Below are 16,771 nucleotides of genomic sequence, written 5' to 3'. Positions count from 1 at the left end.
GAGTCAGTAAGGACGTGGATTGGGCGCAAGCCAACCCGAGCTTAACGCAATCAAAAGAAGGATGACCACTAACGCAGAAAACATCACACGACGACCGAGATAGTGGCTCATGGGTTTTGTTGGCTTGTCCGGATTATCTGGGTCTTCTCGAACCATTTCGATAAGCGCTTTTGCGAGGTTTAAGATAATGAAAAGCAGCAAAAGGACTAGCGTTAATTTGAATAGGAATACGGTGGACATAGTACCTCCGGTTTCTTCGTCTTTGTTATCGCACAAGTTATGGCTATCGAAGCGGTTTGGTATTGCAGTTTGCTTAACTGTGGTTGTGTTTTCTCTGTTGGTCAAACTTGGATTTTGGCAACTAGAAAGAGGTCAGGAGAAACAAGCGCTTGAACAAGCGATACTCGCTCGGGCTGATGCCCCGTATCAATCCCTCACTTCTGTCCTTGATAACAATGACTGGCGAGAGGAGAGCGTGATTGGTGTGAAAGTGCAAACGGAAGCAAAGCCAGAGCCGTTGCCAGTGGTTTTGCTCGATAACCAAACCTTTCAAGGGAAAGTGGGTTATCTCGCATACCAAGTGGTTTCTGTCGGTCAGGATCCAATAACCTTAGCGCTTTTAGAATTGGGTTTCGTCGAAGGGCGGCGAACTCGTGATTCTTTACCAACCGTAACGATGTTGAAGAGCCCCACAAACGTAACCGGACGTTTGTATCGCAAATCAATGAATCCGTTAAGCTCAGAATTGATGCCAGAAATGGGAGAGGGGATTCGAGTCCAAAACCTCAATATTTCCGAGCTCAATGAGTTGTTGAATGTAGAGCTGATGCCGGCAGTGTTGCAACCAGACAACCTAGAAAACTGGGCATATCCATTTCCTTGGAATCCACTTCCACTGACGAGCGCGAAGCATTTTGGGTATGCCGTACAGTGGTTTGTGATGGCTGGCGTGTTCTTACTACTCACAATGGTTGTGTGTATTCGATGGTTTAGAAAAGCGGCATCACAAGGAGGTGAGGCATGACATCTCAAGTTACAAAAGGGCGGTTTGTTCTGATAGCACTGATTTGCTTATTCGCCTTACCAGCGATTGTTGCAAAGTTGATTTTGGCGCAAGGCTGGTACGAAACGGGCGTGACAAACCGAGGAAAGCTCATCGAACCGTACACAACGTTAGCGCAGTTAGGCCAATCTGCTCCATCGGCGGTGCACGGTTGGCAACTGGCTTATGTGGTGCCTGATTCTTGCGACAGCCAATGTCAAAGACAGCTCTATTTACTCAAACAAAGCCATGTTGCTTTAGGCAAGTATCAAGAACGCGTTGTGCCAGTTTTGTGGACTTCTACAACATCAGACACGATAGAAATGCCGATGGAAACCATGGCGATGAATGAGAACGTGGCGGCAAAAGTGCAACAAGGGCAAGTGCTGATTGTGGATCCTCTGGGGCAGCTGGTGATGTCGTACACCGCAGAGCCAAACGAAGATTTGGTCAAACTCAGCAAAGATATGCTGGCGGATTTGCGTAAGTTGCTCAAATTGTCGCGAGTGGGATAGAGAGCGTATCATGACGTTAACAAAGTTGGTTAGATTAAGTTTGTGCCTGACGTTAGTCGTCATCATGTTGGGCGCCTATACCCGTTTGTCGGATGCGGGTTTGGGGTGTCCTGACTGGCCGGGGTGTTATGGTCACTTTTCTGTACCACACCATGAAGACGATGTTCTGCGCGCCAACATCAATTTTCCAGAACGCGAGATTGAGCATGAAAAAGCGTGGCTAGAGATGATTCATCGCTATTTTGCTGGAACACTCGGCATGGTGATTTTTGCTATTACCGTTATTGCTATTCGAACTGAACGCGTGAACCCATCCATTCCTATTCTGCTCAGCTTTTTGGTTGTGGGGCAGGCGATGTTAGGTATGTGGACGGTGACTCTAAAACTGATGCCTGTCATTGTTATGCTTCATTTGCTTGGTGGATTTACCTTACTCGCGCTGCAAGCGGTGTTTTATTGCCAACTGAAAGCGAGAGACAATCTGTATTTTTCCCCCTCCTCTCGGTCGGTTAGGTTGTTTTCAGTGTTTGCCTTTTTGGTTGTGTTCTCCCAAGTGTTGCTCGGCGGTTGGACTTCATCAAACTACGCGGCTTTGATGTGTACAACGTTGCCCATTTGCGAAGGAGATTGGATGAACTACTTGGATTGGAAAGAGGCGTTCTCTTTCTGGCAAACGGGGCACGACAATTATGAATTTGGTGTGTTGGAATATCCCGCGAGGATGACAATTCATGTCTCTCATCGAATCGGTGCGATGGTCACCGCAGTGGTTGTCCTGACGTATTGTGTGGTGTTGATGAAACAAGACTCGCACCATTCACAGAAAGTCGGCATGTGGCTTGGGATGGCGCTGGCTTGCCAGATTACGCTTGGTATTAGCAACGTGGTGTTTCAGTTACCGATTTACATCGCAGTGGCTCATAACCTGGGTGCTGTAATCATGTTGAGCCTGATTTGTGTCAGTCAGTTTTATTTGTGGCAAGGAAAAGCCGATTGGAATTATGCAGTGAAAGGAGTTCGCTATGAGTAAGGAAATTGCGTTAACACTCGATAGTCGAAAGCGTCTCGGCTCAACGTACTTAAAACTGACTAAACCTAAAGTTGTCGCGCTAATGTTAGTCACCGCCATTGTTGGCATGAGCTTGGCTCCGGTCACTGATTTTCCTTGGATTCAAGCATCCATCGGATTGATTGGAATAGGACTAATGGCTGGTTCTGCCGCGGCATTTAATCATCTTATTGACCGCAGAATTGATGCAAGAATGGCTCGTACTCATACGCGTCCTTTACCGTCGGGAGATACCAATCCCTTGTCGGTTGCGATTTTTGCCGTGGCAATCGGCGTGGTTGGTTTTGTACTCCTATATGCTTGGGTAAACGCGCTCACAGCGTGGATGACGTTTTTGAGTTTACTGGGCTATGCGGTGGTTTACACCATGTATTTGAAGCGAGCAACGCCGCAAAATATTGTGATTGCTGGCATTGCCGGTGCGATGCCGCCACTCTTAGGTTGGACAGCGGTGACGGGTGAGCTGCATGGTAACGCTTGGCTATTGGTAATGATCATTTTCATCTGGACACCGCCGCATTTCTGGGCGCTTGCGATTCATCGAGTGGAAGATTACCGCAAGGTCGACATTCCCATGCTGCCGGTAACCCATGGCATTGAATACACCAAAACGTCGATCTTACTTTATACGGTATTGCTCACATTGGTGTGCGTGATGCCTGTATTGGTGGGGATGGTCGGTTTTATCTATCTCTTTTCAGCATTGCTGCTAAATGCGGGTTTCATTTATCACGCGTGGAAACTCAAGTTTGCCCCCGAGCCTAATAGCGCAATAGAGACATTTAAGTTCTCCATTTATCATCTGTTGGCGCTGTTTGTTGCGCTCCTAGCCGATCACTATATTGGAATGGTGTTGCAGTAAGCGAATAACTTAATGGTATATCTGCTAATAAAAAACGCCGCGAAAAGTGCGGCGTTTTTTATTGTGCGAGAGGGAAGATTACTGAATCTCTAACAACTCAACATCAAAAATCAAAACACTTGCAGGTGGAATTGGACCCGTACCATTTTTGCCGTAGCCAAGTGTGCTCGGTACAAATAGACGGATTTTCTCGCCCACAACCATGTGTTGAAGACCTTCTTGCCAGCCTTTGATTACTTGGTTCAAACCAAATGTGATTGGCTCGCCACGATTTACTGAACTATCGAAAACAGTGCCATCGATAAGCGTGCCGTGGTAGTGCACTTTCACTTTACTTGTTGCGGTTGGGTGAACGTCACCTGTACCTTTTTCTAGTACTAGGTATTGAAGTCCGCTCTCTGTGGTGATCACGCCTTCTTTTTTCGCATTTTCTAGTAGGAAAGCTTGGCCTTTTGCAAAGTTCTCATCTGCCACTTTGTGGTTTGTCCAAGTGCGGTAAATGAAAAATGCAGCTAAAACAAAAATAATGATAGGAAACAAAAATTTAGACACGTTGACTCCTTGTCTATTTAGGTTGCTTAAGCAAATAGTTAATAGTTTCTGCCATTGCCTCAACGCTGTCATGGCCGCCAGTAATCACTTGGTACTTACCGTTTACGATAAACGCTGGCACAGAATTGATTTGGCCACGAGTAGTGATGGATTCAGCTTTAGTGATGTATTCAAACAGTTTTTCCTGTTGAGCTTCATCAAGATGGTATGGGCTGATCAAGTTACGAGATTCAAAAGCTTTCTCTACCGCTTGTTGACGCTCTTCTGCTGTTGCATCTGCGCCCATTTGAACCGCTGCAAATAAATCAGCCATGAATGCTTTATCTGGTGTTGCGTCGAGCTGCATAACAGCAGTGTAGAAGATAATTGCGCTGATCTGAGCACTTTCATTGAAAGTCACGTGCATCTTTTCAACTTTTTGCTCTGTTAGCGATTCAATTTGAGGGACAAACTCTTCCATTGAACGACAATGGCCGCAAGTTAGGGCAAAAGCTTCGGTTAGTGGCGCCAGATTGTATTCTTGAAGAGAAACAGGCAACACTTCGTATTGCTTACCTTGTTGTGGCTGACTATTGCCGTTGTCACATGCTGACAGAGCCGCAATAGCGGCAAATAAAGCGACGCCTTTTGAGATAGTTTTAAACATAACAACGCTCTGAATGAGAAATTTACGGTAGTTTATCGGTTAACGATAGCGACTAAAACCATTAAATAACAATAAAGTGAGACGATTAGTAACAGATTGGTGTGGATATAACCGAATAGTGACATGGTGTTAGCAAATTGGACGTTTACTGTTTTGCAGCATAGGCGACAAGCTCTAACTGAGAATGGCACGAACGGTGCATATAAAACAATCAAATAGCGAAAAACACTAAAGAATATGTGTTTTTCGTCGACATAGTGAACAAGAATTCTTTCTACGTTGGTAACGGTATGAAGCATTGGTTTTTCATTGTCTGTGGCATTCTTAGTGGGTGTAGCAGCCTTAATCCAGACATGGTTCCGGGTGGGAATATGTTGGATACAGCCCCAAAAACAAACACTGAGTTGAGACACCCTGAGTGGGGGTATGCGAGTGCATCTCACGTTTCGACGGCTCCACGTGTTAATCAGACGGCGAGGGCGGCCGAAAAAAAGTCTAACAACGTGACCTCACTAGAAATGTTCTTGGATAGACACAATATCCCGCATGAGACGATCGGTGGTGGTCACCTTATGATTCGCTTAAAAGAGCAAGTTCACTTTCAGACAGGGTCGGCGCAATTGTCGTCGAACTCACAAGATTGGTTACGAAAGCTGGGGCACTATTTAGCAGGCAGAACCGATGTGGATGTGGTGATTGATGGCCATGCCGATAGCACTGGTGCGGCGAGTTTCAATGATACGCTCTCCGAAAAACGAGCTCGTGAAGTAGAAAAACAAATGCTAGCGAGTAGCATTCCGCGTCAGCGCGTTTTCTCTCGCGGATTCGGCGAATATGTGCCGCAATGTAGCAATGCCACATCAAGCGGTAAAGCGTGTAACCGACGTGTTGAGTTGATGCTGATTGTCGATGAGTAGGCCGCCAGTCGGTTTCGAAGCAAAAACATCAAAATAGAAAAGAGGCACCAAATGGTGCCTCTTTTACATCCGCCAATGTTCTTAGGGGGAACTAGGCAAATTCTTTTTCAAGATAAGCGACAATGTCTGATGACTCATAAAGCCATTGCGTTTCGCCATCTTTTTCAATACGAAGACAAGGCACTTTCACGCGACCGCCACCTTGTTCAAGTTCAGCGCGGTGAGTTGGGTCATTCTTCGCATCACGTAATTCGATATTAACGGATTGTCGTTTCATCGCACGTCGTACTTTGACGCAAAAAGGGCAAGCTTCAAACTGATATAACGCGTATTGCTTTGCTTTGTCATCGACGTTGCTCTGTGCTTCGTTAGTGCGTTTGATGCCACGAGGAGAAAAGACAGCGTTCAGCAATAAAATGACTTTGCCTAAAATCCAACGGATAAACTTCATAATGATCCCTTGATGCTCAGTGGATGAATGTCCTTAACAATGCAAACATGATGCTTGTTGCATTGGAGACGCAGTCTATCAGTTGTTTCGGATTGATAAAACCATGTATTTTATGAGGAAAAGAGTCGCTTCAACCAGCCGAAAAAGCCATTTGATGCTGTTGGGTTTGCCTCTTTACCTAAATAGAAGCTTTGCATTAGCTCTGTTCTGAACGCGTCAACATCAATACGTTTAATCACAAGTTCGTGCTGTAATGTGTTTTGCGTCTGCTCCGCGTGATCGTGCGCTAAGCTAAAATCCATGTTCAGATAGCCTTGAGTGAAGAGCCACAAATGGGTTATCAGAACAAGATCTTCTGCCGATTGATTGGTGAATTTGTCTGCCTGCTCATCCCCAAGCGTATCTGCCAAGACCTTTTGCATTTGCTGTGTCGAATGAGCGTGTTGTTCATACATCGCACTTGCTTCGATATGGGATTTCGTCAGGAGCCCGAGTAGGTGAAGCACTGGATTCGTTGCTGGCTTGTTTTCACATACGCGTGCAAACAACGGAGCTTGTTCTTTCAACCAACGCTTCTTGGCAGCTTTATGCTCATCAACGAAGGGAATCTTTTTGATTCCCATTTGTTTAATCAGTTCACTAAGGGGCGTCATGACTTTGCAGTTCCTTCACTGTTACTTCGACGTGTTGATCGTTCACATCAACAAAAATAGAGGTGCCGGTAATCATAACAGAAAGGTTTGTACCACGGTCAAGGTGCTGACAAATCATATCGATAGCGTCGTAGTCAAAGCTTTCTACGCTTACTGGAAGCATTGAAAACTTACCTGACATTTTCTCCCACCACACCGGTGCTTTAGTATTGTACGTATAGACCTTGACCTGCTTGGCTAGGCGAGAGGCTTTTTTGATTCGATCTGGTTCGGGTTCGCCGATCTCAATCCAATGCGTGATGCTTTGGTCATCTGCAACATGCCATAAATCTGGCTCTTCCGTGGTTGAGAGGCCTTTGGTAAATTCCAAGTCTTTTTGGGCATTGAGGCAGAAAGCCAAGATACGAGCCAGCATGCGTTGAGGTTTTTCAGAGGGATGCAGAGCGATAGTAAGGTTCTTGGAATCGTAGTAATCGTTATTCATATCGGAAAGAGCGATACGAAATTTATAAATGGTTGGTTTTAGAGCCATGGGTTTATATCGTTTTTATGGGCGAAAATTTGCTTTGGGCAAAAAAATAGCCAGCTTAAAAGCTGGCTATCATATCAAATTCTTTAAGAATTAAAGTACTTTGATTTGCTCTGCTTGAGGGCCTTTTTGACCTTGAGAGATAACAAATTCTACTTTCTGGCCTTCAACTAGAGTACGGAAGCCGTCACCAGTGATTGCAGAGAAGTGAGCAAATACGTCAGGACCGTTTTCTTGTTGGATGAAACCGAAGCCTTTAGTTTCGTTGAACCACTTAACTGTGCCAGTAGCTGTGTTAGACATGTCTATTTCCTAAATATCTAAATTTGTGTAATCTTTCGCCTCAACGGCGCTTATAGCGTGGAAAAATAAATTGCTATTGCGTACCACAGGACGACGGAGTTACAAGAAATCCAACGAAATGTGAAAACAAAGAACTTTCTTTCTAGCCGTGTTTGAGTCTAGGTTAAATCCTGTAGGAGTCAACATATATTAGTGCTTTATGGAGAAATATTTGTATTTAGTCACTATTTAACCGGCATGTTTTTGATTAAATTTCAAATAAATGACGTAGAAGTGAAGTTTTTAAGCATAAAATACGAGGAATTCTACAAATTTGACTTCTTTATATAATTATTGTCCAATCTGGTTCGACCATTAAGGAGGATTTATGGCAAAAGCAAAATGTAATCCTCAGCCGAATGAATTTAACAAAGACACCGAATTCGGCAGAGGTGAGATTAAAGACAATGCGCTAAAGGCAGTTGTTACCAGTCAGTTGTTCAGAACCCGAGTCGTCAAAGCGAAAAAAGGTAAAGGCAGCTTCAACCGTAAAATGAAGCACCGAGGCAAAGAGCCCTATTCAAAGTTCTCACCAAAGTGGATTTTGGATAGGGCTTTTTTCATGCTCAGAGTCAAAGAATTGTTTGACCGAAAAGTTTCTGTTCAGGCCTATTGCCCATAAAAATCAATACTTTGCTATCAAGTTTGCGCTAACCATTTGATGCTGAATTCAAAGGGAGATGAGTATCCTGATTGACGATAGCTCTCAGCGCGCTGATCGACTCAACTGTTAGGTGTGAACCTTCATCGATTGATTTCATAAACTCGTCCACTTCCAATAGTTTCGACATCGAACTGAGAAAGCCTTGGTTGATGACCTCGATAAATGAGCGAGTTTCGGTCGTTAGGGATTGGTTGCTCAGAACTACGTGGTTGATTTCATCAATCGACGTGCTGGTTCGAGTTGCTAAAGTTCTCACTTCATCCGCAACCACTGCAAATCCTCGTCCATGTTCACCAGCTCTAGCTGCTTCAATCGCTGCGTTTAGAGCTAGGGGATTGGTTTGTGAGGCGATGCTGTCGATCACTTTGACGATTTCAGTGACTTGCTGCGAGGTTTTAAATAGCTCTTGAACTTTATCGTCACAAGCGGTGACGGCACTCAGTACTTCTTCAATCATGGTGCGAAACTCATTCAGAGAATGTTCTGCGCCGCAGACGTTTGATGTGGCTTCTTCGCTGGCATTTCTCGCGATAAAAGAAGAGTCGGCTATCGCTTGAGAGATGTCTAAATCCCTTTGAACTTTATCAGTGATGTCAGATGCAAATTTGACGACTTTGATGACATTGCCCAACGGATCAAAGATGGGGTTGTAAGTGGCTTCAATGTACACTTTGTTACCTGAGGCTGAACGCCTTAAAAATTGTCCGGACTTAAACTGGCCGGCGGCGAGATCTTTCCAAAAGCCGGGATTTTCTTGGTAAAAATCGTCAAAGCAAAATAGTTTGTGATGTTTTCCTTGAACATCGCTCAACTCGTATCCCAAGGTTTTTAAGAAGTTTTGGTTGGCGGTCAGAATGTATCCTTCACGGTCGAACTCAATCGTGGCTAGAGACAGATCTAACGCGTTCAAAATGGCTTCTTTTTGCTCTGATTCTAGCCTCTGTTGTGTCACGTCTGACGCGATCTTGACTACTTTTTCAACTTGTCCGTGTTCAGATTCAATGGGAAAGTAACTGGCTTCAAGTACCAGTCTTTCACGTTGTGAGGTTAGACGCTCAAACGTACCGCGTTTATGCTTACCCATTTTTAAGTCATCCCAAAATTGTTGGTATCGAGGGGACTGAACATAGCCTCGGTCACAGAAAATCGAATGATGTTTTCCAACAATCGCTTCTCGTGTGTATCCGACACAAGAAAGAAATAAATCATTTGCATTGAGAATGATGCCTCTCGTATCAAACTCAATCATTGCCATACTATCGGATAAGCCTTTGATGAAGCGACGGTATTCACTTTCTGCTTCTTGGTTTCGAGTTCGCAAGCCAAACATTTTGAATTCCTTTTCTAAATGAGCTTTTCAAGAATTTAGTTTTCGCTATTTGTTCGATGTAAGTATTTGTAAATAAAGTTGTCAGTATGTAAATTTAGGCGTACATGTGCATAAAGCAAATGGCAGCAGAGTCAATTTTGTCGCGTTTTTGGCGAATGTTTGATGGCTTTGATTCGCGTTTGGGAAATAACTGTATGCAAAACAAAGGGGTGGAAGGTCACTTCTTCACAAGATGTATAGAAAATTTCTTTTTAAGAAATTGTTCAATTGAGCTTATTAATGAAGTGCATATAAACAAATTAGTGACTTCGTGTTCAAAGTAAGAATAACAAAAAAGTACCAAATTTGTATTAAAAAGTACTAATTTAGATTCATATCAATAAGCATCTCATTTCGTTATTGATAGGTCTGCTATATCTTTATTCGAATCAAACAGCAGACATTGTTTTCAAAAAAAGACTGGTGAGTAGTGGGTATGGCATCAACAAGTTTTAGTACTTATGGTTACAAGTGCACCAGGGCGTGTACTTCGTTGTTATTACTATGGCTTGCCATGTGTTCGTACAGTTTCGCTCACCAAACTAAAGTCGATACATTGATTGTCACCAATTCTAAGGCTTGGAAGCCGTTCTCATATGTCTCACAAGATGGTGAACCCAAAGGCATTCTGATTGACTTCTGGCGAGAGTATGCCGAAAGAAATCACGTTCGTGTTGAGTTCCTGCTGCTCGATTGGGAAGAGTCTTTGCGTGCAGTTAAGGAGGGGCGTGCGGATGTTCACGCTGGTCTGATTTACTCTGAGGCTCGCGATAAGTACCTTGATTTTGGTGCGGTTATCATGCCTATTCAAACCAAGTTGTACGTCAATAAAGATATGCTAGCCGTTGATATTAAGGGCGTTCTTAATGGAGAGGTAGAGCTTCCTATTGGCTTGGTAAAAGGCAGCTATGAAGCGGAATTTGTGCGTGCCAACTACCCTAGAGCGTCGCTAGTGGAATATTTAAATAACGATGCGATGATCCGAGCCGCCGTCGAGAAAAATATCTTGTACTTTGTCGCCGATTTGCAAGTGGCTAACTTCCACATGGCGACAACACCAGATGCAGGCATGTTTGTGCCTACCCTCAATCTGTACAGCAAAGATCTGCGCATTGCGACAGGCGAGCACAGTTCGGTTCCAGTGACGAAAATCTCCCACGACTTTGAAAAAATCATCGACTCAGACAAAGAACGGATCCTCAATCGTTGGAGTTTGGTCAAAACGGTATATCCCATTTACCTGTTGCCAATTGCCATTTTCATCATGGTTATTGCCACGCTTTACCATATCTTCGCCCTTAAGCGAATGGTGACTCTACGAACAAAGCAGCTTACCTTAGCAAATCAGCAATTGCTTGAACTGACGCTGACGGATCCGCTCACCAAACTTTATAATCGCAGGCATTTGATCGAGCGACTGGCAACGCTGAGTTCATTGCAAAAAAACGTAACCGTGATGGTGTTTGATATTGATGACTTTAAATCGATAAACGACAAATACGGCCATTTAATCGGTGACCAAGCGATTGTCGCTGTTGCCGACACGGCAAAATCGCTGACTGACGAACGAATAACCTTAGCGCGAATCGGTGGTGAGGAATTTGCGTTGGTGACTGCCTCTCTATCTGAAAAAGAAGCTGAAACGCTTGCAAAGGCGATTTGCAGCTGTGTTTACGATCGACCTGTTTTACTCAATGGGCAAGCGATCCATGTCAGCGTGAGTTTGGGTTGCGCCTATTATCGCGAGTTCAAAGGCATCATAAACTTGCACGAAGCCGACCAACTCATGTACTGCGGCAAAATGAATGGTAAAAACTGCGCGATGTTCAAAGTGATCGATAAAAGCAAAGTTGAGCCTCTTCTTCGTCAGGTGCCTTAAGTTTTTGCGTAGTGAATCGCTATTTCGATTTTTCCTCTTGCTATACTCAATTGAATTTCAAGTTTTTATTGCCGCTTTTCGTTTCTGAGATTAGCTCAAAGACTTAGAGGAAAGTTATGCCAAAAATTGTCGCCGCTCTGTTTTTCCTGCTCTTCACTTCACTTTCGTATGCCGAAAGTGCTTTCGATATTGTCCAAAAATCAGACCAAGCAATGAGGGGAAAATCCAGTTATAGCGAGGCAACCATGGAGATCGTTCGTCCTGATTGGACACGCTCTATGACGATGAAAAGTTGGACAAAAGGCACGGAGTTGTCGCTCGTGTTGGTAACCGCGCCAGCCAAAGATAAAGGCAGCGCATCGCTAAAGCGTCATAGAGAAATGTGGAATTGGGTGCCGAGTATTGAGCGCGTAATTAAAATCGCGCCTTCTATGTTGAGCCAATCTTGGATGGGGTCAGATTTTACTAATGATGATCTGATCAACCAATCATCAATCGTTGTGGATTATCAACACGCTTTACTCGGCAATGACAGCTTTGAGGGGGATAAAGTCTGGGTCATTGAAGCGATGGCTAAACCTGATGCGCCTGTTGTTTGGAACAAAGTTACGTTATGGATTTCTCAGTCGACGTATTTGCAACGCAAAGTGGAATTTTATGATGAATTCGATGAACGAGTGAATGTGTTGACGACTTACGACGTTAAAGAGCTAGGCGGTAGAAAGATAGCGACGCGAATGGAGATGAAACCCGTCGATAAACCGGGGAATATAACCATTTTTACCACGCATCAGGCACAGTTTGACTTCGATATAAATGATGACTTTTTCTCGCAGCAGCAAATGAAATCCCTGCGTGATTAACTTGCGGTAGAGACGAACAAAAGAGAGGGGTGAGAAGCGGATGCTCATCAAACTTGCATGGCGCAATTTATGGCGGCAAAAAAGGCGGACGTTACTGACGGCCACTGCTCTCGCGCTAGTGCTTTTTCTCTCCTTACTCACCAGAGCCTTTCAAGAAGGTAGCTACAGTTCCAACATCAAAAACGCAGCAAAGTTTTATACTGGGCTTATTCAATTGCAAAATCCTGAGTTTGGCGACTCATCTAGCATTGATGATGTGCTTCCTCAAACCGATGCCTTTATTTCTGCATCTAAAGCAAACTCGAATATCGATGTCATTCTTCCGCGTGTTGAATCTTTTGCCTTAGCGGCGAAAGGTGAGCGTTCGAAAGGTGTCATGGTTCTAGGCGTTGATCCTGAATCGGAAAATGCGTACTCCCACATTAGTGACAAACTGGTTCGAGGTGAGTTTATCGCCTCTGGGCAAAATGCGGTTTTGGTCGGTGGCGGTTTAGCGCAGTATCTTCGCTTGAAGATTGGCGATGAGTTGGTGTTGTATGGGGCCGGGTATCGTGGTCAGACGGCTGCGGGGTTGTATCGTGTCGCTGGAATTTTGCATTTCCCGTTACAGCAGTTGGATTCCCAATTGGTTTATATGCCTCTTGATACTGCTCAGACATTGTATTCACTTGATAAACAGGTGACGGCATGGGTGCTCAATACTTCAAATTTACGCGTATTGCCCAGTGTGATTGAGCAATTAAAGCGAGATTACGGCAATAGCGTCGCCGTAAAAGGCTGGCAGGAGTTATCGCCGGAGCTTTCTCAACAAATCGCATTAGACAAAGCTGGCGGGATCTTCCTCATCTACATTCTGTATGGCATCGTTGGTTTTGGTCTATTCGCGACCATTTTGATGACGACGTTAGAACGCCAGCGTGAATTTGCCGTGATGTTGGCCACTGGGATGCTCAGGAGCAAGCTGATTGGTTTAATTTCAATTGAATCGTTTTTCATCGCCATTATTGGCATTGTTTTGGGTTTGATTGTCAGTGCACCTGTGCTTGGCTACTTCTATTTTAATCCCATTGAAATTACTGGCGAAGCTGCTCAAGTCATGTTGGAAAGTGGTTTTGAGCCCATTGTGCCTGTTTCTCTCGATCCTCACTTGCTGCTTAACCAAATTATCGTGGTTCTCATCATTTTATCCTTGTGCCTTGTCTACCCGATGATTCGTCTTCTTCGTTTACCTATCGCCAGTGGGCTGAAAGGGGGCGCGCATGTTGATTAAATTGGCTTGGCGTAATCTTTGGCGGAACAAACTCAGAACGTCCATCATGCTTGGCGCGATGGTGTTTGGTTTGATGGGCGTTGTCGCCATGATCGGATTTATGAATGGTTTAGTGGACAGCATGATCAAAAATGCGATTGCTTGGCAAACCAGCCATTTGCAGATTCATCAAAGTGCGTATCTCGTTAATCCTGAACTGAAAGACATCATACCTGACTCGCAAAGCATCGTGACAACGTTAGAAAAGCATCAAAGCGTGAAAGCCGTATCGGAGCGGTTTCTTGCCGATGGCATGATAGCTTCTGCTCGCAGTTCTCGCGGTATTCGTATTAATGGTATTCATCTTGAACAAGAGCAGAAGATAACGCCGCTTTCTGAGCATATCATCGATGGTTATTGGTTGGATGAAGAGGGCCGGAATCCCATTCTTGTATCGCAAAAGACGGCGAAAAGATTGAAGCTACGGGTCGGTTCAAAAGTCATTCTGACGCTTTCCGATATCAATGGGGATGTCTCTGGCGCTGCGTTTAGAGTGAAAGGCATCTTCAAAACACCGTCCACGACCTTTGATGACGGCAACGTGTACATCCGTAAAGCTGACCTAGAGAAAATTGCAGGGATAGCAGGGGCGCATGAAATCGCCATTTTGCTCAACGCCAATGATGACGACGTGTTGCAAAATATCGTGTCGTTTACCCGAACCTTGATCGACGATGGTTCAGGAAAGCCGTTAACGGTAAGAACATGGCTAGAAATTCAACCCCTGCTTTCGACTATGATGAGCTCGATGGATATCTCCAACCAAGTCATGCTGGTGGTGTTCGTGTTGGCTATGACGCTTGGCATTATCAATATCATGCTTATGTCGGTGTTTGAACGAACCAGAGAATTCGGAGTGCTGATGGCAGTGGGCATGCAGCAACACAAAATTCGTATTTTGATCACGTTGGAAACCATGTTCCTTGGTTTGACGGGATGTGCTTTAGGGTTATTTGGCAGCGCTGCCATGATAAAGCTTCTCAGTGTGACGGGATTGTCGCTTGGAGGGCTGGCCGATGGTTTAGGTGCATACGGCGTCGATACTCTGCTTTATCCCCGTGTTTCGTTTTACGAATATCAAATGATCATTGTGGCGATTTTTATGGCCAGTCTGTTTGCGGCTCTGTATCCCGCACGACAAATTCTCAAGCATCGACCGGCTGATGCCATGGGGGAGAAGACCTGATGACAATTAAACTTGAGCGACTGACGAAAACTTATAATCCAGACAGCGATTTCCCTGTGCATGCGGTACAACACGTTGATTTAGAAATAAAACAAGGAGAGTTTGTCGCCATCATGGGGCCTTCTGGCTCGGGTAAAACAACATTGCTCAATATGCTTGGCGGCATTGATGCTCCAACTTCAGGCAGCGTTGAAATCGATGGGTGTTTAATTTCAGAGATGTCGGAGAAAGAGCTGATCGCCTATAGACGAGACAATATTGGTTTTATCTTCCAAGACTACAGTCTTCTTCCTGTTTTGACCGCGTTGGAAAACGTCGAGTTTGTGATGCAGTTACAAGGCAAAACGGAACGAGAATGCCGAGAGCGTGCCATGTCTCTCCTTGAGCAAGTTGGTTTAGCTCAGCAGATGCACAAACGTCCGAGCAAAATGTCGGGTGGCCAGCAGCAAAGAGTCGCTGTCGCACGGGCACTTGCACCTAAGCCTCGCTTTGTCATGGCAGATGAACCGACCGCCAACTTAGACGCAAAGAGTACTTCGGAGTTACTCGACATCATGGAGCAACTGAGCGAACAAGAGGGCACGACATTTATTTTCTCGACTCACGACCCGAGAGTCATCAAACGAGCCCATCGTATTATTGTGTTTGAAGACGGACGCCTCGCGAGAGATTTCGCCAACATCGGTAGCACGGCAGAGAAGTTTCATGCGTAGCGGCTTACACATTCGTTTTTCTCCGCCATGGATGGTGGTGGTTAGTCGGGCATTAAGCCTTTCCTTGCTTGGCTTTTTCAGCTTTTGTGCTGTTGCCAATATCCCTGGTTTACAACCTCAAAAATCTTGGGATTTTGATGGTTATATTAAGTATATGGCGACATACAGCATGCCAGATGATCAAAGCAATACGCTCGATCATCTGCTGCACAATCGTCTGAATTTTGAATACCGTTTTTCTCCAAGCTGGCGTGTTAATGTTGGCTTGCGAAACCGAGCTTTGTGGGGCGATGCGTTAGACATTCCTCAATATCCCGAACTTGTCGCGCTAGATAATGGCTACTTTGATTTGAGCAAAAACTGGCGCGAAGACGACGTTATTCTGAATTCTCAATTTGACCGATTGTATGTGAGCTGGAAGAGCGACGATTGGAGTGCCAGTGTCGGGCGTTTTCGTATTAACTGGTCCATGAATACCATCTGGAACCCTAATGACGTTTATAACGCGTACTCGATTTACGACTTTGATTATGAAGAGAGAGCGGGCACCGATGCCATTATGGTCAGCAAAAAACTTGGTTTTGCCGACGGCTTAGATTTGGTGTTCTCTCCTTCACAAGAATCTGGGCAAAACAGTGCTTCGCTGCGTTATTTTTCAAATGTTTCTGGGTGGGATTATCAAATTATTGCAGGTCGAGCACGGACGGATTACATTCTTGGAGCTGGATTTGCGACCGATGTTTACGATGCAGGGCTGCGAGGTGAGTTAACTTGGTTTGATCCAATAGACGCTGAATATCAAGGTGAGCCAACGCAGAATAACACTGTAGCGAGCTTAGAAGCGGATTACAGTTTTGGTGGTGCTCGTAACTGGATGACAAGAGGGGCTTGGCTGTTTATCTCGAAACCTCAAGATGCCAACAGCGCGCTTGCTTATCTCAACTTGCCGCTGAACGCTAAAACCCTGAGCTTTACTAAAAATACCTTCTATGCCGATGTGAGTTTTGATTTAACCGCATTGAATCGTTTCACACTGTCAGCAAGCTACTATGACGATGGTTCTTACTTTGCTGGCTTATCAAGTAATTATTCTTTAGCTACCGATTGGCAACTGCTCACTGTATTACAACGTTTTTCAGGCAGTGGAGACAGTTTGTTTGGCGAAACACCAGCCACTTTGTTGTTTGCGAATATTCGATACAGCTTCTAG

Annotated in this window: 20 protein-coding genes; 12 read left to right on the top strand and 8 right to left on the bottom strand. The window is 44.7% G+C overall.

The window, feature by feature from the left end:
- Positions 1-3 precede the first annotated feature (3 nt).
- Complete coding sequence (locus NL646_RS03405) at positions 4-240, bottom strand: DUF2909 family protein (protein WP_253663853.1); 237 nt, start codon at positions 238-240, stop codon at positions 4-6.
- Between NL646_RS03405 and NL646_RS03400 the strand changes: the two genes are divergently transcribed.
- The 4 genes from NL646_RS03400 to cyoE are packed head-to-tail and all read left to right on the top strand — an operon-like array spanning position 188 to position 3,488.
- Positions 188-1,024 (top strand): SURF1 family protein, encoded by an 837-nt coding sequence (locus NL646_RS03400; protein WP_253663852.1) that lies wholly within the window; start codon positions 188-190, stop codon positions 1,022-1,024. The genes NL646_RS03405 and NL646_RS03400 overlap by 53 nt on opposite strands.
- Positions 1,021-1,557 carry a hypothetical protein gene (locus NL646_RS03395; protein WP_005482681.1) on the top strand — a complete coding sequence of 179 codons (537 nt, stop codon included), beginning with the start codon at positions 1,021-1,023 and terminating at the stop codon, positions 1,555-1,557. Before NL646_RS03400 ends, NL646_RS03395 begins: the two co-directional genes overlap by 4 nt.
- Before the next feature lie 10 nt (positions 1,558-1,567).
- Positions 1,568-2,587 carry a heme A synthase gene (locus NL646_RS03390; protein ID WP_253663851.1) on the top strand — a complete coding sequence of 340 codons (1,020 nt, stop codon included), beginning with the start codon at positions 1,568-1,570 and terminating at the stop codon, positions 2,585-2,587.
- Positions 2,580-3,488, top strand: a complete 909-nt coding sequence (gene cyoE / locus NL646_RS03385) for a heme o synthase (RefSeq protein ID WP_005461901.1) — start codon at positions 2,580-2,582, stop codon at positions 3,486-3,488. Before NL646_RS03390 ends, cyoE begins: the two co-directional genes overlap by 8 nt.
- A 78-nt stretch (positions 3,489-3,566) precedes the next feature.
- Here cyoE and NL646_RS03380 read toward each other — a convergent pair whose 3' ends face one another.
- Both NL646_RS03380 and NL646_RS03375 read right to left on the bottom strand, forming a co-directional pair.
- Entirely contained in the window at positions 3,567-4,040 is a 474-nt protein-coding gene (locus tag NL646_RS03380) for an FKBP-type peptidyl-prolyl cis-trans isomerase (protein WP_020842306.1), read from the bottom strand.
- 13 nt (positions 4,041-4,053) lie between these two features.
- Positions 4,054-4,686, bottom strand: a complete 633-nt coding sequence (locus tag NL646_RS03375) for a thiol:disulfide interchange protein DsbA/DsbL (RefSeq protein WP_241619090.1) — start codon at positions 4,684-4,686, stop codon at positions 4,054-4,056.
- A 290-nt stretch (positions 4,687-4,976) separates the two neighbouring features.
- Between NL646_RS03375 and NL646_RS03370 the strand changes: the two genes are divergently transcribed.
- On the top strand, positions 4,977-5,603 hold the full coding sequence (locus NL646_RS03370) for an OmpA family protein (protein ID WP_005482692.1): 627 nt from the start codon (positions 4,977-4,979) through the stop codon (positions 5,601-5,603).
- Positions 5,604-5,694: 91 nt separating this feature from the next.
- On the opposite strand, the gene NL646_RS03365 is transcribed toward NL646_RS03370, so the two are convergent.
- From NL646_RS03365 to NL646_RS03350, 4 genes are all read right to left on the bottom strand, one after another.
- Positions 5,695-6,054 (bottom strand): glutaredoxin, encoded by a 360-nt coding sequence (locus NL646_RS03365; protein ID WP_005482613.1) that lies wholly within the window; start codon positions 6,052-6,054, stop codon positions 5,695-5,697.
- Positions 6,055-6,164: 110 nt separating this feature from the next.
- The gene (locus tag NL646_RS03360) at positions 6,165-6,707 is read right to left on the bottom strand and encodes a hypothetical protein (RefSeq protein WP_025588520.1); all 543 of its coding nucleotides are present in this window, start codon (positions 6,705-6,707) and stop codon (positions 6,165-6,167) included.
- Complete coding sequence (locus NL646_RS03355; protein ID WP_005482675.1) at positions 6,694-7,239, bottom strand: YaeQ family protein; 546 nt, start codon at positions 7,237-7,239, stop codon at positions 6,694-6,696. Before NL646_RS03355 ends, NL646_RS03360 begins: the two co-directional genes overlap by 14 nt.
- Positions 7,240-7,329: 90 nt before the next feature.
- Positions 7,330-7,539: a cold-shock protein gene (locus NL646_RS03350; protein ID WP_005375625.1), complete on the bottom strand. Its 210-nt coding sequence runs from the start codon at positions 7,537-7,539 to the stop codon at positions 7,330-7,332.
- Positions 7,540-7,906: 367 nt separating this feature from the next.
- Between NL646_RS03350 and NL646_RS03345 the strand changes: the two genes are divergently transcribed.
- On the top strand, positions 7,907-8,200 hold the full coding sequence (locus NL646_RS03345) for an alternative ribosome-rescue factor A (protein ID WP_253663850.1): 294 nt from the start codon (positions 7,907-7,909) through the stop codon (positions 8,198-8,200).
- Positions 8,201-8,228: 28 nt separating this feature from the next.
- Here the strand turns inward: NL646_RS03345 and NL646_RS03340 are convergent, their stop codons facing one another.
- Positions 8,229-9,572, bottom strand: coding sequence for a PAS domain-containing methyl-accepting chemotaxis protein (locus NL646_RS03340; RefSeq protein WP_253663849.1), 1,344 nt, complete (start codon positions 9,570-9,572; stop codon positions 8,229-8,231).
- Between the two features lie 475 nt (positions 9,573-10,047).
- Here NL646_RS03340 and NL646_RS03335 point away from each other — a divergent pair, with 475 nt between their 5' ends.
- The 6 genes from NL646_RS03335 to NL646_RS03310 all read left to right on the top strand — a co-directional run bounded on the left by NL646_RS03335 (position 10,048) and on the right by NL646_RS03310 (position 16,771).
- Entirely contained in the window at positions 10,048-11,490 is a 1,443-nt protein-coding gene (locus NL646_RS03335) for a diguanylate cyclase (RefSeq protein WP_253663848.1), read from the top strand.
- Between the two features lie 116 nt (positions 11,491-11,606).
- Positions 11,607-12,353 (top strand): outer membrane lipoprotein-sorting protein, encoded by a 747-nt coding sequence (locus NL646_RS03330; protein ID WP_025558894.1) that lies wholly within the window; start codon positions 11,607-11,609, stop codon positions 12,351-12,353.
- Between the two features lie 40 nt (positions 12,354-12,393).
- The gene (locus NL646_RS03325) at positions 12,394-13,623 is read left to right on the top strand and encodes an ABC transporter permease (protein WP_025558893.1); all 1,230 of its coding nucleotides are present in this window, start codon (positions 12,394-12,396) and stop codon (positions 13,621-13,623) included.
- Entirely contained in the window at positions 13,613-14,848 is a 1,236-nt protein-coding gene (locus tag NL646_RS03320) for an FtsX-like permease family protein (RefSeq protein WP_025558892.1), read from the top strand. The genes NL646_RS03325 and NL646_RS03320 overlap by 11 nt, the downstream gene beginning before the upstream one ends.
- The gene (locus NL646_RS03315; protein ID WP_005482754.1) at positions 14,848-15,561 is read left to right on the top strand and encodes an ABC transporter ATP-binding protein; all 714 of its coding nucleotides are present in this window, start codon (positions 14,848-14,850) and stop codon (positions 15,559-15,561) included. Before NL646_RS03320 ends, NL646_RS03315 begins: the two co-directional genes overlap by 1 nt.
- Positions 15,554-16,771 (top strand): hypothetical protein, encoded by a 1,218-nt coding sequence (locus tag NL646_RS03310; protein ID WP_025558891.1) that lies wholly within the window; start codon positions 15,554-15,556, stop codon positions 16,769-16,771. The genes NL646_RS03315 and NL646_RS03310 overlap by 8 nt, the downstream gene beginning before the upstream one ends.

The organism is Vibrio sp. Y20_XG_PY13 (assembly GCF_024181925.1).
Lineage (GTDB): Bacteria > Pseudomonadota > Gammaproteobacteria > Enterobacterales > Vibrionaceae > Vibrio > Vibrio parahaemolyticus.
This window is presented reverse-complemented; position numbering and strand designations above follow the sequence as displayed.